Source organism: Salipiger mangrovisoli (assembly GCF_015223355.1).
GTDB classification, from domain to species: Bacteria; Pseudomonadota; Alphaproteobacteria; order Rhodobacterales; family Rhodobacteraceae; genus Salipiger; species Salipiger mangrovisoli.
Window position 1 is genome coordinate 120,260 of record NZ_JADFFK010000016.1, and the last position, 24,335, is coordinate 144,594.

Consider the following 24,335-nt stretch of genomic DNA (forward strand, 5'->3'; position numbering starts at 1 on the left):
TTGTGAGCGGAAAGCCAAGCCAAAGGATGTGCTTATGACCAGTATTCCCCGCCGCGCCGCCCTGATGGCCGCCACCTGCCTCGCGCTCAGTGCTTCGGTGATGGCCCCGGCGATGGCCGCCGCACAGGACGCGCCGCTGCCGCGCATCACCGTGACCGGCGAAGGCGAGATCGCCACGGTGCCCGACATGGCCACGGTCTCGCTCGGCATCACGGCCGAGAATCCCGAGGCGGGCGCCGCGATGGATGAGGCTTCGCGAGTGGCCGAGGCGCTGCTGGCGCGGCTCGATGAGCTCGGCATCGCGGCGACCGACCGGCAAAGCTCGGACATCTCGCTGCGGCCGGTCTGGTCGAACGGCGATGATGGCACCACGCGCGGCATCACCGGCTTCGAGGCGGGCAATCAGCTGACCGTCCGGGTGCGCGATCTCGACCGGCTGGGCGAGGTGCTCGGCGCGGTGCTGGACGATGGCGCGAACCAGCTCTCGGGCCTGACCTTCGGCCTTCAGGAGCCCAAGCCGGTGATGGAGGACGCGCGCCGCGCCGCGGTCGCAGATGCGATGGACAAGGCCCGCGTGCTGGCCGAGGCCGCCGGGGTGACGCTCGGCCCGGTGATCTCGATCGCCGAGGCGGGCGGCGGCTTTGCCCCGGCTCCGATGATGGAGATGGCGCGCGGGGCCAAAGTCCCGGTTGCGGCGGGTGAAACGGTGGTGAGCACGCAGGTCACCATGGTGTTCGAACTGGGCGGTGCCGCGGAATAAGGCGCGCAGTTCAAGCGCTTCCACGGCGGCGGCTCTGCCGTATTGCGGGGGCCCGCCGTGGGCCATCTTCGGGCACCGGCGTGATCGCACTCGGTGCCGCGCAGCCCGGAAACCCGAGGTCCCGCGGGCGGACCGGCGGCAGGCTTCGGCCCCGCCGGTACCGGCGGGGCTCGAGGTGCCGAGCACGCCGGACGTGGTGCGCGGCTTGTCTCGCACGCGTTGAGAGCCGCCGTGTCGTCCCGCACAAGCGACGGGCGCGGCTCACTCCCGAGGGGATGCTCCGGGGCCAGGCCCTTGCGGCGCACGGGCAGGCCTTCCCTGCGGAAGCGCGGCCAAGGTGCAACCCTGCTCGGCGTTCGGGATCAGCGTCGGGGCATGACTTCGACGCAGAGCACCGTCGGCAGGTGGCGGGTCAATTCGGTCCAGCTGTCGCCCTCGTCGAAGGAGCCGAAGACGGAGCCTGAATTGGTGCCGAAGAACACGCCCGCAGGCTCGGCGGCATCCACCGCCATGGCCTGACGCAGCACGGTGAAGAAGCACCCTTTCTGCGGCAGCCCCTCGCGGCATGCGTGCCAGCTTTCCCCGCCATCGCGCGAGCGCCAGACGGCGGCCTGCGCGTCCGGGGGATAGCGCCCGTCCATGTCGCTGTTGAGTGGCAGGGTCCAGATCGTGTCGGGGTCGCGCGGATGCACGCCGATGGGAAAGCCGAAGGTCGAGGGCAGCCCCTCGGTGATCTCGTCCCAGCTGCGGCCGCCGTCGCGCGACCGGTACACACCGTGGTGATTCTGCTGGTAGAGCAGGTCGGGCGCGCCAGCGGCGCGCCCCATATTGTGCACGCAATGGCCGGTCTCGTGGCCATCGCCCGCCGCGGGATGCGTGCTGGGCTTTGCCGGGGCGTTGGAGCGGCGGTTGCGGCGGTCCCAGGTCTCGCCGCCGTCCTCGGTGGCGAAAACCCCCGCCGCAGAGATCGCGAGCCACATGCGGTTCGGGTCAGCCGGGTCGGTGACGATCGTGTGCAGCGTCAGCCCCGCCGCGCCGGGGGTCCATTCGTCGGAGGACGGGTGATTGCGCAGGCTTTCGATCTCGGCCCATGTCTCGCCGCCGTCCTTGCTGGCGTAAAGCGCGGCGGGCTTGCCCCCCGCATAGAGCGTGTCGCCGGCGGGCTTCAGCGACCACAGCGCCTGCAACTGGCCGGTAAAGGGGGCAGGGCCAGAGGGTTTTACCCCGAGTGATGCGGCAAGATCGGGATCGCTCGCCATCCAGTCGTCCATCTGTCCTGCGGCGAGTTTCGACAGTTCCCAGCCCCTGCCGTTCCTGCGCCAGACCCCTGCGCCGAACCACTCGTTCCCGCCCGCAGCCCAGATGGTTCCGGTTGCCGCGTCGCCGGCCATGTGGTTGATCGGCCAGCCGTTGCAGAACGGCCCGTCGGCGGTCCAGCCGTCGTCGCCCTTGGTGAGCAGGAAGGCCCCCTTCGTGGTGCCGACAAGAAGCGTGGGTGCGGTGCTCATGGGACCTCCTCCCTCATATGTGTTGATATCAACCTAACATGAGTCTGTGACACGCAAGAAGAGCCTTGTAGGGAGGGCGCGGGATTTCGCGCGGCGGCGGCGTCAGCGCATCCAGAGGCCAGCGCGTTTCAACGGGTTGCGGATGCCCTGTTCCCGCCGGGGCAGGTCGTCCTGGTCGAACATCTCGCGCACCTTTGCGCCGCGGCCCTGGTAAATGTAGCGCAGGAAGGGCTCATGTTCCTTGAGCAGTTTCTTGACGCGGTTGGGCGCGGCAATGGCCTCGAGGAAAGCGATGCGCGAGTCGTTCTCACGGACGTAGAACAGGGGCATGGCGCGGTAGTGGCAGCTGTGCGAGCCGTCGAGCAGCCCGTCGGGCAGCATGCGCCGACCGCCGCCGAAACTGTGGATCACCAGCGGCAGCGCCACCTGATCAAGCCATGGATCGAGGCTCTGGCAGACAAGCTCTGGGGGCGGGTCGTCGCGGATCGTCAGGGCGTAGTCGCGGAAACGGCGACCGAAGCGGTGCGGGCACTGATAGAAGAAGAAGCCCGCGTTGAAGTAGAGGTAGCGCTGCCAGTACTCGTCCGGCCAGCCAAGATCGAGCGAGCTGTCGAAGTCGAGCCCGAAACGGTCGTAGAGCGATTTCCAGATCTGCGCGTAGCCGGGGCCGTAGAGTTCGATCTTCGGCCAGGTGTCCTCGCGCATCATCGAGGCCGTGGGGCGGGTGAAGTCGAACGGGATCTCGGACAGGTCGCCGGTGATCAGCGTATCGGTGTCGAAAAAGATGAACGGCTCGTCCTCGGGCAGGGCGAAAAGCGCTTCGATCTTGTTGCCATAGGGGTAGGCCTGCCCGAAGTGGCGACATTCGAACGGCACGATGGTCGCACCGAGATCGCGCAATATATCTCGCGGCTCCGCCCCCATGCGCGGATCGCCCTGCCAGAGCGGACCGGGCTGCGGCTCGGCAACGAAGAGCCGGACGCGGCCCTCCGGGGTGACGGCACCGAGCGAAAGGGCAAACAGCACGGCCTCGTATTGAAGCCGCCCGGCCTGTCCGACAATGAGGATATTCGGCGGGGCGTTTCCCGCGGTCTTGCCTGCCATCCTGCCCGGCCCTTGTCTGCCGTTTCTTCATGTTGGCAGGACTATAGGCGGGACGGTCAGAGCCGGGAAGCGGGCGGCGTCGCGACGCCGCCGCAATGTGGCATCGGGAGCAGGTGACCTGTCGGTCGCGCTCCCGATGCGGAACTCAGAGGGTGATCGCCATCAGCACCTCAGGCTCGATCACCTGCACGCCGGGCAGCCCCTCGGCGAGTTTGGCGGCTGACTGCTCAAGTGCGGGGAAAGTGCGGTAGTGGCCGGGGATCACCGTGTCGAAGTCGAAGTAGGTCTTCGACGCCCAGGCCGCCTGCGCCATGTCCATGGTGTAGTAGCCGCCGCAGCTCAGGATGCCGATGTCCGGTTTGTAGTACTGCCCGATCCACGCCATGTCGGCCATGATGGCGGTGTCGCCCGAGAAGTAGATGGTCTTGCCTTCGCCCTTGATGATGAAGCCGGTTTCCATGCCCGCGTATTTGGGACCCTCGTCGGTGGGCAGCGAAGAGCTGTGCGAGGCCGGGACCATGCTGACGGTGACATTGCCGAAGGAAATGGTGCCGCCCTTGTTGAAGGCATGGCCCTCGACCGCGCCCTTGCCGTGCAACTGGCCGGCCAGTTCGACCATGCCCGAGACCGGCGCCTTGGTGCGCTGCGAGACCTCGACGGCATTGGTGGTGTGGTCGAAATGGCCGTGGGTTATGAGGATCTGCGTTGCCCCGTCCAGGGCCTCGTCGGTGCGGTCCTCGGGAAAGACCGGGTTGCCGAAGACCCAGGGGTCGATCAGCAGGACCTGGTCTTCGATCTCGATGCGGAACGAGCCGTGTCCGAGCCAGATGATGTTCATGGGAGTGCCTCCTGAGCGGTGTCAGTCTTGAGTTGGGGCGGAGGGTAGCACGCAAAAAATGACGGGCAAGCGAAGGCTTGGCGCAAAGGGTGCCGGAGGGCGCGGGCCCTGAAAGGGAACTGCCGACCAGGCGGGAGGGCCTGGCCGGCAGACCCCGGGCGGCGCGCGCGGGGTGGGATACGCAGGTGCGCCGCCCGGAAAGCCGGGAGATCAGAGAGGGCTGATCAGAAGAAGCCCAGCTTGTTGGGATTGTAGCTGACCAGCATGTTCTTAGTCTGCTGGTAGTGGTCGAGCATCATCTTGTGGGTCTCGCGCCCGATGCCCGATTGCTTGTAGCCACCAAAGGCAGCATGGGCGGGGTAGGCGTGGTAGTTGTTCACCCAGACCCGGCCCGCCTCGATGTTGCGGCCGAAGCGGTAGGCGCGGGTGCCGTCGCGGGTCCAGACGCCGGCGCCGAGCCCGTACATCGTGTCATTGGCGATGGCGAGCGCTTCGGCCTCGTCCTTGAAGGTGGTGACCGAGACCACCGGGCCGAAGATCTCCTCCTGGAAGACGCGCATCTTGTTGTGGCCCTTGAGGATCGTCGGCTCGATGTAGAAGCCGTTTTCCAGCCCCTCGATCTGCGCCGCCTTGCCGCCGGTGAGCACCTCGGCGCCTTCCTCGACGCCGATGGTCAGGTAGGAGAGGATCTTGTCCTGCTGCTCCTGGCTGGCCTGCGCGCCGACCATGGTGGCCATGTCGCGCGGATCGCCGCGCTTGATCGCCTCGACCCGGGCGATGGCGCGCTTGATGAACTCCTCGTAGATGTCTTCCTGGATGAGCGCGCGGCTCGGGCAGGTGCAGACCTCGCCCTGGTTGAAGGCAAAGAGCACGAAGCCCTCGACCGCCTTGTCGAGATAGGCGTCATCCTCGGCCATCACGTCCGAGAAGAAGATGTTCGGCGACTTGCCGCCCAGCTCGAGCGTCACCGGGATGAGGTTCTCGGTCGCCGCCTGCATGATCTTGCGGCCGGTTTCGGTGGAGCCGGTGAAGGCGATCTTGGCGATGCGCGGGCTGCGGGCGAGCGGCGCGCCAACCTCGGCGCCCATGCCGTTGACGATGTTGAGCACGCCGTCCGGCAGCAGGTCGGCGATACACTCTATAAGTACCATGATCGCGGCAGGGGTCTGCTCGGCCGGCTTCAGCACGATGCAGTTGCCGGCGGCAAGCGCGGGGGCGAGCTTCCAGGCCGCCATCAGCACCGAGAAGTTCCAGGGGATGATCTGCCCAACCACGCCAAGCGGCTCGTGGAAGTGATAGGCCACGGTGTCGTGGTCGATCTCGGACATGTTGCCTTCCTGCGCCCGCAGCACGCCGGCGAAATAGCGGAAGTGGTCAACCGCGAGCGGGATGTCGGCGGCCATGGTTTCACGGATCGGCTTGCCGTTGTCCCAGGTCTCGGCGGTGGCGATCAGCGCGAGGTTCTCCTCGATGCGGTCGGCGATCTTCAGCAGGATGTTCGACCGCTCGGCGGCGGCGGTCTTGCCCCAGGCCTCGCGGGCGGCATGGGCGGCGTCGAGCGCCAGTTCGATGTCCTCGGCGGAAGAGCGGGCAACCTCGCAGACCTTGGCGCCGGTGATCGGGGTGATGTTGTCGAAATACTGGCCCTTCACCGGGGCGGTGAACTTGCCGCCGATGAAGTTGTCGTAGCGGGTGCGGAAGGGCGATGTGTACTCGGCCGCGACCTGGGTCATCTCGTTCATGTCTGTCCTCCTCTGGTCCCGGTCCTCCACCGGGGGATGCGAGGAGTGTGGCGCCACACCGGGACGCCGTCAGCCGGGGGAAGGGGAAGGCACAGAGGGATCTGTCTCAGAGGTGAGACAGGTGCGGGCAGGGAGAACGGGAGCGGCGGCGCGCGCCACCTTGTTGCGGCTTCGGGTGGGTGCGTGCCCTACGACAGGCCGAGTTTTTTCATCCTGCGGTAGAAGGTGGCGCGGCCGACGCCGAGCGTGCGCGCCGCTTCCGAGACATTGCCCTTGGCGCGCGCCAGCGCTCGCACCATGGCGGCGCGCTCGGCGCGCTCGAACCCCGTCGGCCCGTCGTCGCGGCCAAAGAGGTCGCTGGCGGGGCGCGCCACCAGGGGCCCGCTGCTCTCCAACCCGAACGAGCGCCGCGCCGCCCGGGTCGCGCCCTGCACCAGGTCGTCGCCATCCACCGCAAGGAGCACCGAGGCCTCGCTGTCCTCTGCGTCGGCGGTGACGATCCGCGCCTCGGGGAAGGCGGCGCGGAAGCTGTCGGCCTCGATCTGCCGGGCGGTCTGGGCGACCATGGCGGCGATCAGCCGGTTGAAGGCTTCGGTCTGGTCGGCACGCGCCGAGGAGACGTCGAGCGCGCCGATGAGCTCGCCCTCGGGGCCGAAGATCGGCGCGTCCATGCAGCTCATGGCGATATTGCGGGCGTGGAAATGCTCGTCGCGGTGGATCACCACGCGGCGCGCCTCGGCGATGCAGGTGCCGATGCCGTTGGTGCCCTCCGAGGCCTCTGACCAGTCCGAGCCCGGGCAGAGCCCCCAGGCGCGGAACACGCCGAGATCGCCGGCACCGGCGCGCAGGTCGAGCACCACGCCCTCGGCATCGGTGAGCAGCACGCCGCAGCCCGAGCTGCCGACCATCTGGTAGAGCGCGTCGAGCTTCGGCGCGGCGATCTTCAGCAGCTGCGCCGCGCCCTCGCGGCGCTGGGCGAGATCGGCGTCGCTGATCCGCAGCACCCCGTCCTGCCGCGCCGGATCGAGGCCATGGTGGGCCAGCGAGCGGCGCCAGGAGGCGGCGAGCCGCGAGCGCGCCGCGGCGGCGGGATCATTCGCCGTCTCGACGACGCGGGCGGCATGGCGCTGGGCCGGAACGCGGGACTGGGTCATGCGGGTCTCCTCCGGCGGGAGACGATACAGCAAACGCCTCCTGCGCCAAGTCTCAGCTTCGTGACAACGCTGCGTGACCAGGCGGGTCGCGCGTCCCGGAACGGCGTGGCGGTTCGGGAAAAGGGGGCTCCGCCCCCGCCGCTGCGCGGCTCCCCCGGGATATTTGGACCTAGAAGAAAGCGCGGGCGGACCGCAGCGGTCCCCGCGGCGTCTTCTCTTTGCAAATACGCGCGGCCCGGCACCGGCCAGGGTGCGCCGGGCGGAGGGGGCGGGGCGCGGCCGGGTCTTCGGCCTTGATCTGCGGGGCAGACGGGTCTATATCGCGCGCGTCAAGCAAGGCAATCAACGCCGCGGACATAGAGACGGGCAGGGTCGGACAACCGGCCCTCTTTGTCATATGCGGAGCGCCCGAAAGACCAATCCGAAGACCGGTGGAGACAACCACCCGGCCAGAAAAATCGATGTAAAGGACATATACGCCACATGGCAAACGCAACCATGGAGGAGTTCGAAGCCCTCCTTTCCGAAAGCTTCGAAATGGACACCCCCGAAGAGGGGTCCGTTGTTAAAGGCAAGGTCATCGCGATCGAAGCGGGCCAGGCCATCATCGACGTCGGCTACAAGATGGAAGGCCGCGTCGAGCTGAAAGAATTCGCAAACCCCGGCGAAGCCCCCGAGATCTCGGTTGGCGACGAAGTCGAGGTTTACCTGCGCGCAGCAGAAAACGCCCGCGGCGAAGCCGTGATCAGCCGCGAGATGGCCCGCCGCGAAGAGGCATGGGACCGTCTCGAGAAGGCCTACGCCGACGACGCCCGCGTCGAAGGTGCGATCTTCGGCCGCGTCAAGGGTGGCTTCACCGTCGACCTCGGCGGCGCCGTTGCCTTCCTGCCCGGTTCGCAAGTTGACGTCCGCCCCGTGCGCGACGCCGGCCCGCTCATGGGTCTCAAGCAGCCGTTCCAGATCCTCAAGATGGACCGTCGCCGTGGCAACATCGTTGTCTCGCGTCGCGCAATCCTCGAGGAATCGCGCGCCGAGCAGCGTGCGGAAGTCATCGCCAACCTCACCGAAGGCCAGACGGTCGACGGCGTGGTCAAGAACATCACCGAATACGGTGCGTTCGTTGACCTGGGCGGCGTCGACGGCCTGCTGCACGTCACCGACATGGCATGGCGCCGTGTGAACCACCCGTCCGAGATCCTGTCGATCGGCGAGACCGTCAAGGTCCAGGTCATCAAGATCAACAAGGACACCCACCGTATCAGCCTCGGCATGAAGCAGCTGCAGGAAGATCCGTGGGATCTGGTGGCCGTGAAGTACCCGCTGAGCTCGGTGCACTCGGGCCGCGTGACCAACATCACCGATTACGGCGCCTTCGTGGAGCTGGAGCCGGGCGTCGAAGGTCTGGTTCACGTGTCGGAAATGTCCTGGACCAAGAAGAACGTCCACCCGGGCAAGATCGTGTCGACCTCGCAGGAAGTCGACGTCATGGTTCTCGAGATCGATCCCGCGAAGCGTCGCGTTTCGCTCGGCCTCAAGCAGACCATGCGCAACCCGTGGGAAGTCTTCTCCGAGACCCACCCGGAAGGCACCGAGGTCGAGGGCGAGGTCAAGAACATCACCGAATTCGGTCTGTTCATCGGCCTGCCCGGCGAGATCGACGGCATGGTTCACCTTTCGGACCTGTCGTGGGATCAGCGCGGCGAGGAAGCCATCCAGGAGTACCGCAAGGGCGACGTGGTCAAGGCCGTTGTCACCGAAGTGGACACCGACAAGGAGCGCATCTCGCTCTCGATCAAGGCACTCGGCGGCGACAAGTTCGCTGACGCGGTCGGCGGCGTGAAGCGCGGCTCGATCGTGACCGTCGAAGTGACCGCGATCGAAGATGGCGGCATCGAGGTGGAATACGAAGGCATGAAGTCCTTCATCCGCCGTTCCGACCTGTCGCGTGACCGTGCAGACCAGCGCCCCGAGCGCTTCTCGGTCGGCGACAAGCTCGACGTCCGCGTCACCAACATCGACAGCAAGACCCGTCGTCTGGGCCTGTCGATCAAGGCACGCGAGATCGCAGAAGAGAAAGAGGCCGTGGAACAGTACGGTTCCTCCGACTCCGGCGCATCGCTGGGCGACATCCTCGGCGCGGCTCTGAACCGCGGCGAGTAAGCTCTGAGCTTGCGAAATTGAGGAAGGCCTCGGGAAACCGGGGCCTTTTTCTTTTGCGGAACGTCGGCGCGCTCTCGGCCGGCTTCCCGATGGGATGAACCGGCGCAAGCACTGCTTCGCGCGGGCAAAAGGACCTTTCCCGTGCCACGTCTCGGGAGCGGGGCGACGTTCCCGGGGGCGGGCGTTGCCTCGGGCCAGCGGGGCATTGACCGCGATGCGTGATCCGCGCCTTCGGAGTCCAGGTCCGCCGCGCGGTCCGCAGGGGGGGGGCTGCTTGGGAGCATGCGCAACTGTGATGCCGTCTGCGCGATGGGCGGAGATGGCCGCGATGCGCAGCGCAGGCGGCCGCTCGTTGCGCGCACACCTCATCGCCTGCCGTTTTCGGTTCCAATGCATGCGCTGATGCCTGTTGCAGCGGCATTCTTCGATGCGTCAGTGCACAGGGGGCTGTGCGGGGTGGGTCGGGCCCTTGCGCGCAGCGGCCGCAGGCGACGATATACCGCGCATGGATACAGAGCTTCATCTTACCGAAGATCACGTGAACCAGGTGTTCCGGGATGTCGCCGAGGGCGACGATGCAGAGCATTGGGGATGGAAACGTCTGGACGATGCCGCCGTTGCCGACAAGGCACGGGAGATTCTCGCGCAGCGTCCCGAGGGGCCGCTCCAGGTCTTTTCCTATGGCTCTCTTCTGTGGAAGCCGGAGTTCCGCCCCGCCGCGTCGAGGCCGGGCCGGGCGCAGGGCTGGCACCGATCGTTCTGCATCGAACTGACCTCCTGGCGCGGCACGCCGGAAGCGCCGGGGTTGATGATGGCGCTGCTGCCCGGCGGCGAATGCACCGCACTGGTGCAGGAGATCGACGAGGACGAGGTTCTGCCCGTGCTCGAAGCGCTGGTTCGGCGCGAGATGCCCTACGCGGAGCTTGCGGGCTCCTATGCCTGGATCGGCGTCGAGACGGCTCTGGGACCGCTGCGCGCGCTGACCTTCTACGCACCTCCGTCGGGCCAGGAGCTTCGCGTCGACCTGTCCCTGGCAGAGACCGCGGCGCTCATCGCGCGGGCCTGCGGCCATGCCGGGTCGAACACCGAATACCTGCATCGGACCGTGACGGCGCTGGCGGCGCAGGGCATCCACGACGGCAATCTGTGGCAGTTGCAGCGGCTGGTGGCGGCGGAGATCGACGGCCTCGGCTGACGCCCGTGCCGGCGGGGCAGTTCCGCCGCTCTGGCTATTTACGTGGGCGAATCGCAGCCTATCCTTTTGCATAGCCGCGCCGCAGCAATGACGTCTGGGGCGGGCTCGGAGTGCTCGAGAACGGCGTGAAGCCGCGCAATATGCTGCTTTTGATGGGTTTTTCTCTGATTCTTGCGCTTTCCGTTTGGCGTCGAGCCGGCAAAGGTCGTACAACGGTGGGACCGCTGAAAATGCGAAATAGGGATGGGCGAGGATGATCAGATCGGAATTGATCCAGAAGATCGCGGAGGAGAACCCGCATCTCTACCAACGAGACGTCGAGAGGATCGTGAACACGATCTTCGAGGAGATCACGGCCGCGATGGCCCATGGCAACCGCGTCGAGCTGCGCGGTTTCGGAGCTTTTTCGGTGAAGCAGCGCGACGCCCGGCAGGGGCGGAACCCGCGCACCGGCGAGGCTGTTGACGTCGAGGAGAAGTGCGTGCCGTTCTTCAAGACGGGCAAGCTTCTGCGGGATCGACTGAACGGGAAGTAACCTCGATGAAATACATTCGCTACGCCTTCTGGGCCGCACTGGCCGTCGTGCTGATCTGCGTGTCCCTGGCCAACCGTGGTCCGGTGACGCTGAACCTGCTGCCCGCGGACCTCGCCGAATTGCTGAACTTTCAGTACTCGGCGACGGTTCCGGTGTTCATCGTCATCCTTGGCGGCATCATTGCCGGGCTGCTGATCGGTTTCGTCTGGGAGTGGCTGCGCGAGCACAAGCACCGCGCCGTTGCCGCGCAGCGCAAGACCGAGGTGCGGCGGCTGGAGCGCCAGCTGAAGAAGACCCAGGACGAGCGCGACAAGGACAAGGATGAGGTCCTGGCGATTCTCGACCAGAGCGCCTGAGTCGCTGGCCTGAGCCGCTGGCCTGAGCCGCTGGCCTGAGCCGCTGGCCTGAGCCGCTGGTCTGGGGCCCTGGTCGAGGGGCCGGACCCGCCGCATCGCTGAGTGAAACGAGAGGGGGGCGCTGCCCCCCTCGTCGCTTGCGCTCCTCTCCCCCCGGGATATTTAGGCCTAGAAGAACTGGCAGGCGTCGGAGAGACGGATGGAAATTCACGTAAAGATTTGCGGGCTGCGCACGCCCGAGGACGTGGCAGTCGTCGCCGAGGCCGGTGCGCGCTATGCGGGCTTCGTGTTCTTTCCCAAGAGCCCGCGCGCGGTGACCGTGGCGCAGGCGCGGAGCCTGGCGCTCGCGGCGCCGGTCGGGCTCGCCAAGGTGGCGCTGGTGGTCGATGCCGAGGAGGCGCTGCTCGACGAGATCTGTGCGACCGTGCCGCTCGACATGCTGCAACTCCACGGCCGGGAGACGCCTGCGCGTGTGGCGCAGATTCGTGCCCGCTACGGGCTGCCGGTGATGAAGGCGGTAGGGGTGGCCTCGGCGGCCGACTTGCCCGCCCTGGAGGCCTATGGCGCGGTCTGTGACCAGCTTCTGGTGGATGCCAAGGCGCCGAAGGACTCGGTGCTGCCGGGGGGCAACGGGCTGGCTTTCGACTGGCGACTTGTTGCCGGTCGTCGCTGGCCGGTGCCCTGGATGTTGGCAGGTGGGCTGACTCCGCAGAACGTGGCGGAGGCGGTGCGGCTGACCGGCGCGCGGCAGGTCGATGTCTCCTCGGGCGTCGAGAGCGCGCCCGGCGAGAAATCGCCGGAGTTGATTCGCGCCTTCCTGCGCGCGGCGCAGGCAGCCGGGAAGGCGTCGGAGGTGCCGCGGTTCTGAGCCCGCAGAATTGCAGGGGCAAAAGAAAGGCCCCGCGCTTGGCGCGGGGCCTTTCTTCATGGGATTGATCGCCATGCGGGCAGGGCTGGATCGGCTGCAGCCGAAAAGCAAAAAGGCCACCCTGGCGGGCGGCCCTCAGCCGGATCAAGATCCTGCGCTTCGTTCAGCCCTGACGGGCTTTGAAACGGCGCTGGGTCTTGTTGATCACGTAGACGCGGCCCTTACGACGCACGACGCGGCAGTCGCGATGGCGCTGTTTGAGCGAGCGGAGCGAGTTTGCGACTTTCATATCAAGTCTCTCCTCTTTCGCGGCGCGCGAGCGCCTGGCGTTGCGTTGTGCTCCGGGAGGTATCCCGAAGCGGTGAATAATGGTGGGCGGTACTGGGATCGAACCAGTGGCCACTACGATGTCAACGTAGTGCTCTACCGCTGAGCTAACCGCCCGTATGGCCTGCGCTTTTCTTTGCTTTCGCCCCGCTTCCCTCTGTGGAAGTCCGCGGTGAACTGCGCCGGTGGAGGGCTCTATAAAAGGAGTCGGAGGGGGGATCAAGGGCTTTTGGCAGAAATAGGTTTCAGGCTATCTTGTTTTCGCAAGGAGCCCTTATGCCCAAAGTCGCATATCACCTCGATCTGCCCGAAACGCCGAGCTCGGCGGTGGTTTTCGCCTCTCCGCATTCGGGGCGTGACTATCCTTGGAGCTTCCTGCGCGGAACGATTCTCGACGAGACCTTGATTCGATCCTCTGAGGATGCCTTCGTCGACCGGCTGTTCGACTGCGCCCCGCAGTTCGGTGCGCCGCTGCTGCGGGCCGGGGCGCCACGTGCCTTTATCGATCTCAACCGTGCTTCGGACGAGCTTGATCCCGCGCTAATCGATGGGGTGCGCCGCACCGGCCACAACCCGCGCGTGGCGAGCGGGCTGGGGGTGGTGCCGCGGGTGGTGGCCAATGGTCGCGCAATCTATTGCGGCAAGCTGCCGCTGGCCGAGGCAGAGCGCCGGATCGGGCTTTACTGGAAGCCCTATCACGCGCGCCTGCAGGCGCTGCTCGACAGCGCCAAGGCGCAGGCCGGGGAATCGATCCTCATCGATTGCCATTCGATGCCGCATGAAGCGGTGGACAGCGTGCTGCGCAAGAACGGCGCGCGGCCGGAGATCGTGCTGGGGGATCGATTCGGGGCCTCTGCGGCGCCGGAGATCGTCGAGCTGGTCGAGCAGGCCTTTGTCAGGGCAGGGCTCGTGGTCGCACGCAATGCGCCCTTTGCCGGGGCCTTCACCACCATGCACTACGGCCGCCCGTCACGGCGCCAGCACGCCGTCCAGATCGAGATCGATCGCGGGCTGTACATGGACGAGGCGACGATCAAGCCGAGCGGGGATTTCCATGCCTTCCGACGCCTGTTGCGCGGGGTGATCGCCGAGATCGCCGCGATTGGCCACCGCGAGCAGCGTCTGGCCGCCGAGTGAGCTGGACGCGCGGCGGGCGCGTCAGGGCCTGGCTGCAGGGTGCTTGCGGGTCAGAACGGCGCGGGAGCGCGGAACTTGAGGCCGAGGCCGCCATCGGGGTGGCGCAGGCGCAGTTCCTCGGCGTGCAGCATCATGCGTGGGTAATTCGAGGCCGTCTCGGGGGCGTAGAATGGGTCTCCGAGGATTGGGTGGCCCTGCGCCAGCATATGAACGCGCAGCTGGTGGCTGCGCCCGGTGAGCGGCAGCAGGTGTACCCGGGTTTCCTCGTCGCTGGCCTTGATCACCCGCCAGTCGGTCTGCGCCGGCTTGCCGGTGTCGTGGCAGACCATCTGCTTCGGCCGATTCGGCCAGTCGACGATCAGTGGCAGGTCGATATGCCCGGTTTTCGGCTCAAGCCGTCCGGCAACCCGCGCAAGGTAGGTTTTCTTGGTGCGGCGATGTTCGAACTGCAGCCCGATGTGCCGCTGCGCATGCGCGGTCAGCGCGAAGACCATGACGCCCGAGGTGTCGCGGTCGAGCCGGTGTACCAGCAGCACCTGCGGAAAGGCCTGCTTGAGGCGCTCGATCAGGCAGTCGGCCAGTTCCGGGCCTTTGCCGGGCACCGAGAGCAGCCCGGCGGGCTTGTCGACCACGAGAATCTCGTGGTCCGCGTGCAGGATCGGGATCTCGCCCTGCGGAGGAGTGTAATCGGAGCTCATGGGCGGTGCTCATGGCAAATGCTGGCGGCAGCCGCAAGGCCCGCCGCCGTCGCAGCCCGTCGCTGCAGGGGCGGTTAGAGGCGCTCTATGGCGATGGCGGTGCCCTCGCCACCGCCAATGCAGATCGCCGCCACGCCGCGCTTCAGCCCGCGCGTTTCCAGCGCGTTGAGCAGGGTCACCATGATGCGTGCGCCGGAGGCGCCGATTGGGTGGCCGAGCGCGCAGGCGCCGCCGTTGACGTTCACCACGTCGCGCGGCAGGCCCATTTCCTTCATGAAGGCCATGGGGACGACCGCGAAAGCCTCGTTGACCTCCCACAGATCGACGTCCGAAAGGCGCCAGCCGATCCGCTCGAGCAGCTTGCGCGCGGCGGGAATCGGAGCGGTGGGGAAGAGATTGGGTGCCTGTGCGTGGCTGGCGTGGCCGAGGATGCGGGCGCGGGGCAGGGCGCCGACCCGGTCGGCCGCATCAAGGGTGGTGATGACCAGCGCCGCGGCGCCATCGGAAATCGAGCTGGAGTTGGCCGCGGTCACCGTGCCACCGGGGCGGAAGGCGGGTTTGAGGTGCGGGATCTTCTCGGGGCGGGCGCGGGCGGGTTGTTCATCGCGGGTGATCACCTCCTCGCCTGTGCGGGCATGCACGGTGACCGGGGTGATCTCGTTCTCGAAAACTCCGCTGCGCTCGGCGTCGAGCGCGTTCGACAGCGAGGCCAGCGCGTATTGGTCCTGCGCGTCGCGGGTGAACTGGAAGGCCTCGGCGCAATCTTCGGCGAAGGTGCCCATCAGCCGGCCGCGATCGTAGGCGTCCTCGAGGCCGTCCAGAAACATGTGGTCAACCACCTCGCCATGGCCAAGCCGCGCGCCGCCGCGCATCTTGGGCAGCAGGTAGGGGGCATTGGTCATGCTTTCCATGCCGCCGGCGACCATCACCTCGGCGTGGCCGAGCGCGATTCGGTCCCAGGCCAGCATCGCCGCCTTCATGCCCGAGCCGCACATCTTGTTGAGAGTGGTGGCGGGGACAGCCTCGCCGAGACCCGCCTTGAACCCCGCCTGGCGGGCCGGGGCCTGACCCTGGCCGGCGGGCAGCACGCAGCCCATCAGCAGTTCGTCGACCACCGGGCGACCCGCTTCGGTGAGGGCTGCGCGGATCGCGGCCCCGCCGAGATCGGCTGCCGAAAGGTCCGACAGCATTCCCTGGAAGCCGCCCATCGCCGTGCGGGCCGCGCCGGTTATTACAACATCCTGCATGCTCTCTCCTCCCTCCAACACGGCCCCTGAATACCGAATGGTAAGGATTGCCGTCTAGCGTGTTGAGAATATGGGCGCTTGCAGCTGCCCAGACAATGATCCGGGCTGGGCGGTGATCGAGGCATCCGCCGCGCGCCAGGACGCAGCCTGCATGCCTGCGGCGAATTCGGCGTCTCGGTGTTGCCGCACGCCTTCTGGCAGGGGTCTGCCACGACGGCTCGGACGACACGCGGCGCATAGCAACGGGAGAACGCCATGAAGCTGAAGAGCCGGGGGATAGATCCGCAGGTGGTCAGCCTCTGTGACGCGCGGATCGATGCCGCCGTGGCGATCCAGTTCAAGGATGCCATGCGCGCGATCCAGTCTCCCACGGCGGGCCGCGTGATCCTCGATCTCTCGGCGGTGGACTTTGTCGATTCCAGTGGCCTCGGGGCCATCGTCGCCGCGAAGAAGTCCATGGCGCCGGGGCAACAGCTGGATCTGGCCGGCCTTTCGCCGATGGTCGAGAGGGTGTTTCGCCTCACCCGAATGGACACGATCTTCGATCTCTACCTGACGCTGGCAGAGGCCGAGGCTGCCGGTGCGGACAGGCCCGGCGTTTCGCTGTCCGTGGGCAAACCGGGCAGCTGAAGCAACATGCGGGGGGAAGCCTTGCGGTACGATCTCCATGCAGGCACCGCCGGAACGTCCAGCCGAGCGTTGTACGCGGAGTTCACGAGTAGCACCGCCGAGGTGCGGCGCGTCTTGCAGAGGGTCCGCGGAGTGCTGGACAAGGCTGGGCTTTGTCGGGGTGCGAGGGACAACATCGAACTGGTGCTGGCAGAGGCACTGAACAACGTGGCGGAACACGCCTATGACGCAAAGGCGCCAGGCCTCATTCGCCTGTGCCTCAGCCTTCGTCCGGGGATCATCGGACTTGAACTGCGCGACCGGGGGCGGCCTATGCCGAATCTTGTGCTGCCCGAAGGGCGGTTTAAGCCGCTAGGGGGCGGGGGAGACCTGCCGGAAGGCGGCTTCGGCTGGTTCCTGATCCGCAGGCTCTCTGCGCATGTGACCTACCGGCGGGAAGGCGGGGAGAACGTGCTGGAGATCCTGATGCCCGGCCGCCCTGATAGCGCCTTCGGTTCTGCATATTGATGCCTCAATGGTGCGAGAGATTGGTGGGGTAGCTGCATATGGCTTCCCTCGGTGCTGCGCCGTTCAGCCCCCACCCAGTGCGTGGCACCGAGGTTTCCCTTTGCGCCTGTTTCCCTGAAATATCGCTGCCTTCGCCCGATGCCGGTTGGTATTTGAGCGGTTTTCTGCCGCTGGGGCAAGTTTGCGGCGAGGTTCCGCCGGTTTGCGAAATTCGCCGGAGCTTGCTGCACGAAGGTCTCAGTCGCACCTTAGTCTCGCCCGATTTCGGGGTGATAGAACGTCCTGTAGCTGCATATAGCTTCCCTCGGCGCCGCGCCGTTTCAGCCCCCACCCAGTGCGCGGCGTCGAGGACCTTCGAAGCGCTACGACCAGGTCCCCTTCAGCTTCTGATGCGTGTCTCCGGACCTCCCGTGTCTGCGACTGAACGCAGGCGAGTTCCCGGCCGCACAAATGCAAACCGCCCGGTCGTCGGACCGGGCGGTGCTTCGCTGTTCGCGGCACGGGGCCCGCGGATCAGTAGCTGTAGGCGCCGTAGATCTTCGACAGATCGCCGCCCCAGTCGCCTTCGTAATGGGCCAGCATCTCGTCGGCCTGCACCATGCCGCTCTCGATGCTTTCCTTCAGCGCATTGAGGAAATGGGTCTCGTCCGGCAGCAGCCCACCGGCGCCGGGCCGGGCGCGGGACTTGAGCCCGGCCTCGGCGATCTCGAGGACCTGCGCCGCAAGGTCATGCATCCGGATGCCGTTCACCTCGGCCTGCAGCGCGTGATCGGCGGCGGCAACACGCAGCCCCTCGCGGGTCGCGTCGTCCCAGCCCTTCACCAGGTCCCAGGCGGCGTCGAGCGCGGTCTGGTCGTAGGTGAGGCCCACCCAGAAGGCGGGCAGGGCGCAGAGCCGCCGCCACGGGCCGCCATCGGCGCCGCGCATCTCGATGAATTTCTTCATCCGCGCTTCGGGGAAGAGCGTGGTCAGGTGGTCGGCCCAGTCGGAGAGCGTTGGCTTCTCGCCGGGCAGGGCGGGCAGGCGGCCCGCCATGAAGTCGCGGAAGGACTGGCCGAGGGCGTCGATGTACTTGCCGTCGCGGTAGACGAAGTACATCGGCACATCGAGCGCGTATTCGACGTAGCTCTCGAAGCCGAAACCCTCGTCGAAGACGAAGGGCAGCATGCCGGTGCGCGCGGCGTCAAGGTGGCGCCAGACGTAGGAGCGGTAGCTCTTCATGCCGTTCGGCTTGCCTTCGAGGAAGGGCGAGTTGGCAAAGAGCGCGGTGGCCACGGGCTGCAGCGCCAGCGCCACGCGCATCTTCTTGATCATGTCGAGCTCGGAACCGAAGTCGAGGTTCACCTGCACCGTGCAGGTGCGGCGCATCATGGTGGTGCCGGTGGTGCCGACCTTGCCCATGTAGGCATCCATCAGCTTGTAGCGGCCCTTGGGCATGAGGGGCATTTCCTCGTGCACCCACTCGGGCGCGGCGCCGAGGCCGATGAAGCCCACGCCGATCTCGTCGGCGATGCCCTTCACCTCGCGCAGGTGCTCGTTCACCTCGTCGCAGGTCTGGTGAATGGTCTCGAGCGGGGCGCCCGAGAGTTCCAGCGCGCCGCCCGGCTCCAGCGAGACGTTCGCCCCGTCCTTGGTCAGCCCGATGAGATTGCCGCCCTCGTTGACCTCGGCCCAGCCGTGGCGGTCGCGCAGACCTTCGAGAACCGCCTTGATCGACCGCTCGCCATCATAGGGCAGCGGGGCGTGGGTGTCGGTCAGGTAGCCGAACTTCTCGTGCTCGGTGCCGATGCGCCAGTCGTCCTTGGTCTTGATGCCCTCTTCGAGGTACTCGCCAAGCTGCGCGTGATGCTCGATCGGCCCGCCGCCGGATTGAGGAATGGACATAGCTGGGTTCCGATCTTGCTCGCCTTTGGTGTCGAAGGTCAGGGATGGAAGGAACCGAAGCCCTTGTCAATGCAGACGGAGGGTGTGGATTTGTGCGCTGGCGCGCTGCCAGATGAGCACCGCTGCGGAGCCGCCCGCCTGCATCTTCGAAAGCATCCGTTCCGTTTGCAGACCAGGGAGCTGCGCGAAGACGTCAAAGAGCTGGTCCGACCCCTCGGCGGTAAGCGGAATCGCCAGCGTGGTGCCGTCCTCGCTGCGCAGCAGCCAGTGCGGCGGTTTGGCCGTTGGATCGAGCGTCAGCGCAGTGAGGCTGGAAAGGTCAGAAAACCCTCCGGTGAGCGGGCCGAAATAGCTGATCCGACCCTCGACGACGCGCACCACGCCCGGCCCGCCGGTGCCGGTGCGAAACCGCGCGCGCTGCACCCCGGCGACGGCCAGCGCGGCCCCGGCCAGCGCCAGCGCCCAGCCGATCAGACCCAGCAGCCCGCCGGTGAACAGCGCCCAGTAGAGGCCGAGCGCCATGGTTCCGACCCCCGCCAGCACCTCGCGCCAGCGCATCAGGCTGGCCTTGGCCTCGGGGCGCAGAAAGCTCATGCGCGCACCCCTGCCGCCTGCGGGTGCTCCAGCACCGCGACCCTATAGCCTCCGATGTGCTCGAAGCCGATCGCCTCGTAGGCGCGCGCAGCCGCCGGATTGTTGGCAAAGAGCACGGCGGTGCGGATGCCCCGGGTCCGCGCTTCGCAGAGCTGGGCATGGACCACGCGCCGGCCCCGTGCGGTGTTGCGCAAGGCGCGGGGCACGAAGACGCCACCGATCTGGACGATGTCCGCGACCTCGGCGTTGAAGTCGGTCATGGCGACGGGGGTGCCGTCCTCGATCAGAAGGCGCAGCGCCGGGCGGTCCACGCTCCGCTCCGCGCGCGCGCGGGCCTCGGTACGGGCGGCCGCATCGGTGCCGCCAATCCCCGTGTCCACCCCGTAGTCGAAGAACCAGTCGGCGAGCAGCTCCGAATCGCCTGGTCGGGGCGGGCGGATGTGGTCCGGGCTCTCTGCCATCGCGGCGAGGTCGAGCCGGTAGAGCGGCTCGATGTGGTCAAGGCGGAAGAGGCCCTCTGCAAACCCCAGCGCCGCGATCAGCGCGGCGCAGGAGGAGGGCGGTCCGGTGACCGAGGCGACGGGCAGATCGGCGATCGCTTCGGCATAGGCACGGAATACCTCGGCGGGGGCATCGGGTGCCTGGCACATGACGTAGCCGAGTGTGGTCCGGCCAAAGGCGGCGCGGATCGGGCCGGTCTCGGGCCAGAGGTGGACCGTGGTGGCATAGGGGTGCGTGCTCTCGCCAAGGCCCGCGACAGCGATATTGCCGCGCAGGAACATCGAGGTCTCGGCGTGCTGCGACAGGAAGGCCTCGAGCGCTGCCGCTTCGGCGGGCAGGGCGCGGCGGATCACTTCCAGTCCCCGCAATGCGCCTGCCAGAGCGTCAGCGCTGCCACGGCCGCGGTGTCGGCGCGCAGGATACGCGGGCCGAGGGCGATGGAGGTCGCCTGATCCATGCCGTGCAGTTTTTTCCGTTCGGCCTCGGAGAAACCACCCTCGGGACCGATCAGCACCGCCCAGGGCGCAGGGTCTCCCGCGAGCATCGCGGCGTAATCCGTGCCGCCCCCGGCCGACGCCTCGTCGCAGAAGAGCAGCCTGCGGCTGTCCCAACCGGCGAGCAGCCGGTCGAGCCGTTGCAACTCGGCGACCTCGGGCACGAAGGTTGCACCGCATTGTTCGGCCGCCTCGACCGCATGGGCCTGAAGCCGGTCCTGCCGGATGCGCTCGGAATTGGTGAAGGCGGTTTGCACCGGCACGATCCGGCGCACCCCCAGTTCCACCGCCTTCTCGACGATGAAATCCGTGCGCGCCTTCTTGATCGGTGCGAACAGCAGCCAGAGGTCCGGTGGCGTGCCCTGGGCGCGCGTCTGCTCGACGCAGGTGAGCGTGCCACCTTTCTTGCCGGCGTCCACCACCTCGGCCAGCCACTCTCCGTCGCGGCCATTGAACAGCGCCACAGGAGCGCCGACCGGCAGGCGCATCACGGAAAAGAGATAGTGGGCCTGCTCCCGCTCGAGAGCGACCGGTTGTCCCGCGCCCAGCGGGTCGTCTACATACAGGCGTACCTTGGCATTCATGAGGCGGACCATATGACCCATCCCGGCGCAGCGCCAGATCCCGAAGGACAGGTTTCCGACGCCGTGCGCGGCAACTGGGTGGATCACCATGCCCCGGCCTGGAGCCGCCCCTACCTGCGCCTGTCGCGCGCCGACCGGCCGATCGGCACCTGGCTGTTGCTGCTGCCCTGCTGGTGGGGCCTGCTGCTGTCGATGGTCGCGGACGGGCAGGCGCGATGGTTCGACCTGTGGATCTTCGTCGGCTGCGGCATCGGCGCCTTCCTGATGCGCGGCGCGGGCTGCACCTGGAACGACATCACCGACCGCGACTTCGACGGCTCGGTGGCGCGCACCGCCTCGCGCCCGATCCCCTCGGGGCAGGTCAGCGTGAAACAGGCGCTCGCCTGGGCGGTCATCCAATGCCTGGTCTCCTGTGCCATCCTGCTGACCTTCCCGCCGATGGCGATCCTGCTCGGGGTGATCTCGCTGGCGCCGGTGGCGATCTACCCCTTCGCCAAACGCTTCACCTGGTGGCCGCAGGTCTTCCTCGGCATCGCCTTCAACTGGGGCGCGCTGCTGGCCTGGACGGCGCATAGTGGCAGCCTCGGCTGGCCCGCGGTGGCGCTCTATTTCTCGGGCATGGCCTGGACGCTGTTCTACGACACGATCTACGCCCACCAGGACAAGGAGGACGACGCGCTGATCGGGGTGAAGTCCACCGCTCGCCTGTTCGGCGACGCCCGCACGCCGTCCATGCTCGCGCGCTTCCTGGTGATCTCGGTGGCGCTCATGGGGCTTGCCGTTGTTCTGGCTGCGCCGCATGGCGAAATCCTGCAACTCGTCGTGCTGACCGCCGGACCGTGGGCCTTCGGCTGGCACATGATGTGGCAGATGCGAAAGCTCGATGTGAACGACAATGGCGTCCTGCTCAGGCTATTCCGGGCCAATCGCGACGCCGGCCTGCTGCCCGTGCTGTTTTTCGCCGCTGCACTGTTGGCGTGATTGCGCCGACCTGGGGGCGGGCGTATCAGAGATGAAAAAATGATCAAGAAAGGGACGCTTTGATGCGCCTTTCCGGCTATCTCATTCCGGCAACCGCTTTTGCCGCCGCCGCGGCGCTTTGCGTCGGGACCGCCTTCTTCTCGATGCAGATGGTCGAGACTGCCTCGCGGCAGGATGTCGCCGATGCGCTTCTGCGCGATGGGCAGGACTGGGCCGAGGTCGATGTGAACGGCTTGCAAGTCTTCCTGATCGGCACGGCCCCCGACGAGGCAGCGCGCTTCCGCGCGATGACGGTGGCTGGTTCGGTGGTGGATTCGGCGCGGGTGATCGACCAGATGCTGGTCGCCGACGCAGAAGAAATCCAGGCCCCCCGCTTCTCGATGGAGATCCTGCGCAACGAGTCCGGCATCTCGATCATCGGCCTCGTGCCGGGCGAGACCGACCGCGCGCGCCTGCTCGACGTGCTGTCGAAGATGACGCGCGACGACCAGCAGGTGGCGGACCTGCTCGAAGAGGCCGATTTTCCCAAGCCGCAGGGATGGACCGCCGCCGTGGATTTTGCCGGCCGCGCGCTCGAGGATCTGCCGCGCTCGAAAATCTCGGTCTCGGCGGGTCGGGTGCACATCAAGGCCATGGCCGACAGCGAGACCTCCCGCCGCGAGATCGAGCGGGACCTGCGCCGGCGAGTCCCGAAAGGTGTGGACCTCACGCTCGACCTGTCCGCGCCGCGCCCGGTGATCACCCCCTTCACCCTGCGCTTCGTGATGGACGAGGAGGGTGTCCGCTTCGACGCCTGTTCCGCCGACACCGAAGCCGCGCGCGCGCGCATCCTCGAGGCCGCGGGGGAGGCCGGATTCCAAGGCAATGCCAATTGCCGGCTCGGGCTGGGCGTGCCATCGCGCCGCTGGGGCGAGGCAGGGGCGATGGCCATCGCGGCGGTGAAGGACCTGGGCGGCGGCTCGGTCACCTTCTCCAATGCCGACGTCGCGCTGGTGGCCCTCGAAGGCACCGATCAGGGTGTCTTCGACAAGGTGGTGGGCGAGCTCGACACCGGGCTGCCGCAGGTCTTCGCGCTGCACGCGACGCTGCCCGAGGCCCCCCAGGAGACCGACCAGGGCCCGCCCGAGTTTACCGCGACGCTGTCGCCCGAGGGCTCGGTGCAACTGCGCGGCCGGATCAATTCCGATCTGGCCCGCGAGACCGCCGACAGCCTCGCCAAGGCGCTTTTCGGATCCGACAGCGTCTACACCGCCGCCCGCGTCGCCGAGGGGCTGCCGAACGGCTGGTCGACCCGTGTGCTCACCGGTCTCGAGGCGCTGGGATACCTGAGCAACGGGGCGCTGCGCGTCACGCCGGACCTGGTCCGGGTCTCGGGCAATACCGGCAACCAGGACGCCAACGCCGAGATTGCGGGGCTTCTGTCCGACAAGCTGGGCGAGGCTGCCGACTACGAGATCGATGTCACCTACCAGGAAAAGCTCGACCCCGAGCTTGGCATTCCCACGCCCGAACAATGCGAGGCCCAGATCGTCGAGCTGATCGGCGATCGCAAGATCAGCTTCGAGCCGGGCTCGGCCAATCTCGACGCCTCGGCCAAGGACATCATGGACGATCTTGCCGAGCTGTTGAAACTCTGCGGCGACATCCCGCTCGAGATCCAGGGGCACACCGACAGCCAGGGTCGCGAGACGATGAACGAGGCCCTGAGCCGCGACCGCGCGCAGTCCGTGCTGGACGCACTGCGCAACCGACGGGTGCTGACATCGAGCTATCGCGTGAAAGGCTATGGCGAAACCCTGCCGATTGCGGATAACAGTACGGAAGAGGGTCGCGAGGCGAACCGCCGGATCGAGTTCAAGCTGATCCGGCCGGAGCCCACCACGGAAGAGCCGACCGCGCTTGAACAGATCGAGCAGGAAGGCGCTGAGACCGCGGAGGACGCAGGCGACCCCGACAAGAATGAAGCCGCGCAGGACGACGCGGCGCAGGACGAGGCAGGCACGGACGCGTCGGACGACGGCGACGCTGGCATGGAAGGGGCAGAGGAATGAACCGGACGGAATTCGTGATCGCGACGGCGGTCATTCTCTTCGTGGCCTTCTGCATGGGCTGGTTTGCGAATTGGCTGGTGCACCGCTTCAAGCGCGTCGCACAGGCCGATGTCGACCAGCTCGAGAAGATGAGCCAGGAGCTGCATGAAGCGGAAGAGACCCGCGACCAGGCGATCACCTACCTGCAGCAGCGCGAGGCGGAGCTGACCAACCAGCTGGCGCAGACCGAGGCCGAGCTTTCCGCCGCCATGGAAGGTCTGCGCGAGGCCCGGCACGAAGCCGAGGATCTGCGCGGCATGCTGGAGCGCAAGAAGGGTCTGGCCTGAAGAAAATCCGCAGGATCGCGCGGCGGGCGGGGCCGGGCCTCGCCTTTTTTTGTGCCTCCGGCCCCGCATTTAGGTGGGGGGCTCCGCCCCCGCCCTTCGGGCTCCCCCGGGATATTTGGGCCTAGAAGAATGCGCCGGGCCGCGCTGCGGCTTC

24 protein-coding genes and 1 tRNA gene are annotated in these 24,335 nt (G+C 67.2%); 12 read left to right on the top strand and 13 right to left on the bottom strand.

Features of this window, described 5'->3' with window-relative positions:
• The first annotated feature begins 34 nt into the window (after positions 1-34).
• A complete protein-coding gene (locus IQ782_RS19840) occupies positions 35-760 on the top strand; it encodes an SIMPL domain-containing protein (RefSeq protein ID WP_240989420.1) in 726 nt (241 codons plus the stop codon).
• Positions 761-1,122: 362 nt separating this feature from the next.
• Here IQ782_RS19840 and IQ782_RS19845 read toward each other — a convergent pair whose 3' ends face one another.
• From IQ782_RS19845 to IQ782_RS19865, 5 genes are all read right to left on the bottom strand, one after another.
• Positions 1,123-2,268: a beta propeller repeat protein gene (locus IQ782_RS19845; protein WP_194136404.1), complete on the bottom strand. Its 1,146-nt coding sequence runs from the start codon at positions 2,266-2,268 to the stop codon at positions 1,123-1,125.
• Between the two features lie 102 nt (positions 2,269-2,370).
• Positions 2,371-3,372, bottom strand: coding sequence for a hypothetical protein (locus IQ782_RS19850; RefSeq protein ID WP_194136405.1), 1,002 nt, complete (start codon positions 3,370-3,372; stop codon positions 2,371-2,373).
• Between the two features lie 145 nt (positions 3,373-3,517).
• Entirely contained in the window at positions 3,518-4,210 is a 693-nt protein-coding gene (locus IQ782_RS19855) for a metal-dependent hydrolase (RefSeq protein ID WP_194136406.1), read from the bottom strand.
• Between the two features lie 224 nt (positions 4,211-4,434).
• The gene (gene adh, locus IQ782_RS19860; protein WP_194136408.1) at positions 4,435-5,952 is read right to left on the bottom strand and encodes an aldehyde dehydrogenase; all 1,518 of its coding nucleotides are present in this window, start codon (positions 5,950-5,952) and stop codon (positions 4,435-4,437) included.
• Positions 5,953-6,140: 188 nt separating this feature from the next.
• Positions 6,141-7,106 carry a GAF domain-containing protein gene (locus tag IQ782_RS19865; RefSeq protein WP_194136409.1) on the bottom strand — a complete coding sequence of 322 codons (966 nt, stop codon included), beginning with the start codon at positions 7,104-7,106 and terminating at the stop codon, positions 6,141-6,143.
• A 483-nt stretch (positions 7,107-7,589) separates the two neighbouring features.
• Here IQ782_RS19865 and rpsA point away from each other — a divergent pair, with 483 nt between their 5' ends.
• From rpsA to IQ782_RS19890, 5 genes are all read left to right on the top strand, one after another.
• Positions 7,590-9,266: a 30S ribosomal protein S1 gene (gene rpsA, locus IQ782_RS19870; RefSeq protein ID WP_194136411.1), complete on the top strand. Its 1,677-nt coding sequence runs from the start codon at positions 7,590-7,592 to the stop codon at positions 9,264-9,266.
• Between the two features lie 505 nt (positions 9,267-9,771).
• Positions 9,772-10,461 carry a gamma-glutamylcyclotransferase gene (locus tag IQ782_RS19875; RefSeq protein WP_194136413.1) on the top strand — a complete coding sequence of 230 codons (690 nt, stop codon included), beginning with the start codon at positions 9,772-9,774 and terminating at the stop codon, positions 10,459-10,461.
• 253 nt (positions 10,462-10,714) lie between these two features.
• The gene (gene ihfB, locus IQ782_RS19880) at positions 10,715-10,996 is read left to right on the top strand and encodes an integration host factor subunit beta (RefSeq protein WP_066107709.1); all 282 of its coding nucleotides are present in this window, start codon (positions 10,715-10,717) and stop codon (positions 10,994-10,996) included.
• Between the two features lie 5 nt (positions 10,997-11,001).
• Positions 11,002-11,352: a lipopolysaccharide assembly protein LapA domain-containing protein gene (locus IQ782_RS19885; RefSeq protein WP_194136414.1), complete on the top strand. Its 351-nt coding sequence runs from the start codon at positions 11,002-11,004 to the stop codon at positions 11,350-11,352.
• Positions 11,353-11,551: 199 nt separating this feature from the next.
• A complete protein-coding gene (locus IQ782_RS19890; protein WP_194136416.1) occupies positions 11,552-12,220 on the top strand; it encodes a phosphoribosylanthranilate isomerase in 669 nt (222 codons plus the stop codon).
• Between the two features lie 163 nt (positions 12,221-12,383).
• Here IQ782_RS19890 and ykgO read toward each other — a convergent pair whose 3' ends face one another.
• Together ykgO and IQ782_RS19900 are read right to left on the bottom strand one after the other, a co-directional pair.
• On the bottom strand, positions 12,384-12,509 hold the full coding sequence (ykgO, locus tag IQ782_RS19895; protein WP_008884645.1) for a type B 50S ribosomal protein L36: 126 nt from the start codon (positions 12,507-12,509) through the stop codon (positions 12,384-12,386).
• A gap of 80 nt (positions 12,510-12,589) precedes the next feature.
• Positions 12,590-12,664 (bottom strand) — tRNA-Val (locus IQ782_RS19900).
• Between the two features lie 159 nt (positions 12,665-12,823).
• Here IQ782_RS19900 and IQ782_RS19905 point away from each other — a divergent pair.
• Positions 12,824-13,684: an N-formylglutamate amidohydrolase gene (locus tag IQ782_RS19905; RefSeq protein WP_194136417.1), complete on the top strand. Its 861-nt coding sequence runs from the start codon at positions 12,824-12,826 to the stop codon at positions 13,682-13,684.
• 50 nt (positions 13,685-13,734) lie between these two features.
• On the opposite strand, the gene IQ782_RS19910 is transcribed toward IQ782_RS19905, so the two are convergent.
• Together IQ782_RS19910 and IQ782_RS19915 are read right to left on the bottom strand one after the other, a co-directional pair.
• On the bottom strand, positions 13,735-14,382 hold the full coding sequence (locus tag IQ782_RS19910; RefSeq protein WP_194136418.1) for an RluA family pseudouridine synthase: 648 nt from the start codon (positions 14,380-14,382) through the stop codon (positions 13,735-13,737).
• A 74-nt stretch (positions 14,383-14,456) separates the two neighbouring features.
• Positions 14,457-15,629, bottom strand: a complete 1,173-nt coding sequence (locus IQ782_RS19915) for a thiolase family protein (RefSeq protein WP_194136420.1) — start codon at positions 15,627-15,629, stop codon at positions 14,457-14,459.
• A 255-nt stretch (positions 15,630-15,884) separates the two neighbouring features.
• Between IQ782_RS19915 and IQ782_RS19920 the strand changes: the two genes are divergently transcribed.
• Both IQ782_RS19920 and IQ782_RS19925 read left to right on the top strand, forming a co-directional pair.
• Positions 15,885-16,259: an STAS domain-containing protein gene (locus tag IQ782_RS19920; protein WP_194136422.1), complete on the top strand. Its 375-nt coding sequence runs from the start codon at positions 15,885-15,887 to the stop codon at positions 16,257-16,259.
• Positions 16,260-16,265: 6 nt separating this feature from the next.
• Complete coding sequence (locus IQ782_RS19925) at positions 16,266-16,766, top strand: ATP-binding protein (RefSeq protein ID WP_277347881.1); 501 nt, start codon at positions 16,266-16,268, stop codon at positions 16,764-16,766.
• 513 nt (positions 16,767-17,279) lie between these two features.
• On the opposite strand, the gene IQ782_RS19930 is transcribed toward IQ782_RS19925, so the two are convergent.
• From IQ782_RS19930 to IQ782_RS19945, 4 genes are all read right to left on the bottom strand, one after another.
• On the bottom strand, positions 17,280-18,650 hold the full coding sequence (locus IQ782_RS19930; protein WP_194136425.1) for a glutamate--cysteine ligase: 1,371 nt from the start codon (positions 18,648-18,650) through the stop codon (positions 17,280-17,282).
• A 66-nt stretch (positions 18,651-18,716) separates the two neighbouring features.
• Positions 18,717-19,244 (bottom strand): hypothetical protein, encoded by a 528-nt coding sequence (locus IQ782_RS19935; RefSeq protein ID WP_194136426.1) that lies wholly within the window; start codon positions 19,242-19,244, stop codon positions 18,717-18,719.
• Complete coding sequence (locus IQ782_RS19940; RefSeq protein WP_194136428.1) at positions 19,241-20,113, bottom strand: GNAT family N-acetyltransferase; 873 nt, start codon at positions 20,111-20,113, stop codon at positions 19,241-19,243. The genes IQ782_RS19935 and IQ782_RS19940 overlap by 4 nt, the downstream gene beginning before the upstream one ends.
• Positions 20,095-20,823 (bottom strand): 16S rRNA (uracil(1498)-N(3))-methyltransferase, encoded by a 729-nt coding sequence (locus IQ782_RS19945; protein ID WP_194136445.1) that lies wholly within the window; start codon positions 20,821-20,823, stop codon positions 20,095-20,097. Before IQ782_RS19945 ends, IQ782_RS19940 begins: the two co-directional genes overlap by 19 nt.
• Before the next feature lie 12 nt (positions 20,824-20,835).
• Between IQ782_RS19945 and ubiA the strand changes: the two genes are divergently transcribed.
• From ubiA to IQ782_RS19960, 3 genes are all read left to right on the top strand, one after another.
• A complete protein-coding gene (gene ubiA, locus IQ782_RS19950; protein WP_194136430.1) occupies positions 20,836-21,804 on the top strand; it encodes a 4-hydroxybenzoate octaprenyltransferase in 969 nt (322 codons plus the stop codon).
• Between the two features lie 62 nt (positions 21,805-21,866).
• The gene (locus IQ782_RS19955) at positions 21,867-23,855 is read left to right on the top strand and encodes an OmpA family protein (protein ID WP_194136431.1); all 1,989 of its coding nucleotides are present in this window, start codon (positions 21,867-21,869) and stop codon (positions 23,853-23,855) included.
• Positions 23,852-24,181, top strand: a complete 330-nt coding sequence (locus IQ782_RS19960) for a hypothetical protein (RefSeq protein ID WP_194136433.1) — start codon at positions 23,852-23,854, stop codon at positions 24,179-24,181. Before IQ782_RS19955 ends, IQ782_RS19960 begins: the two co-directional genes overlap by 4 nt.
• Positions 24,182-24,335: the final 154 nt, after the last annotated feature.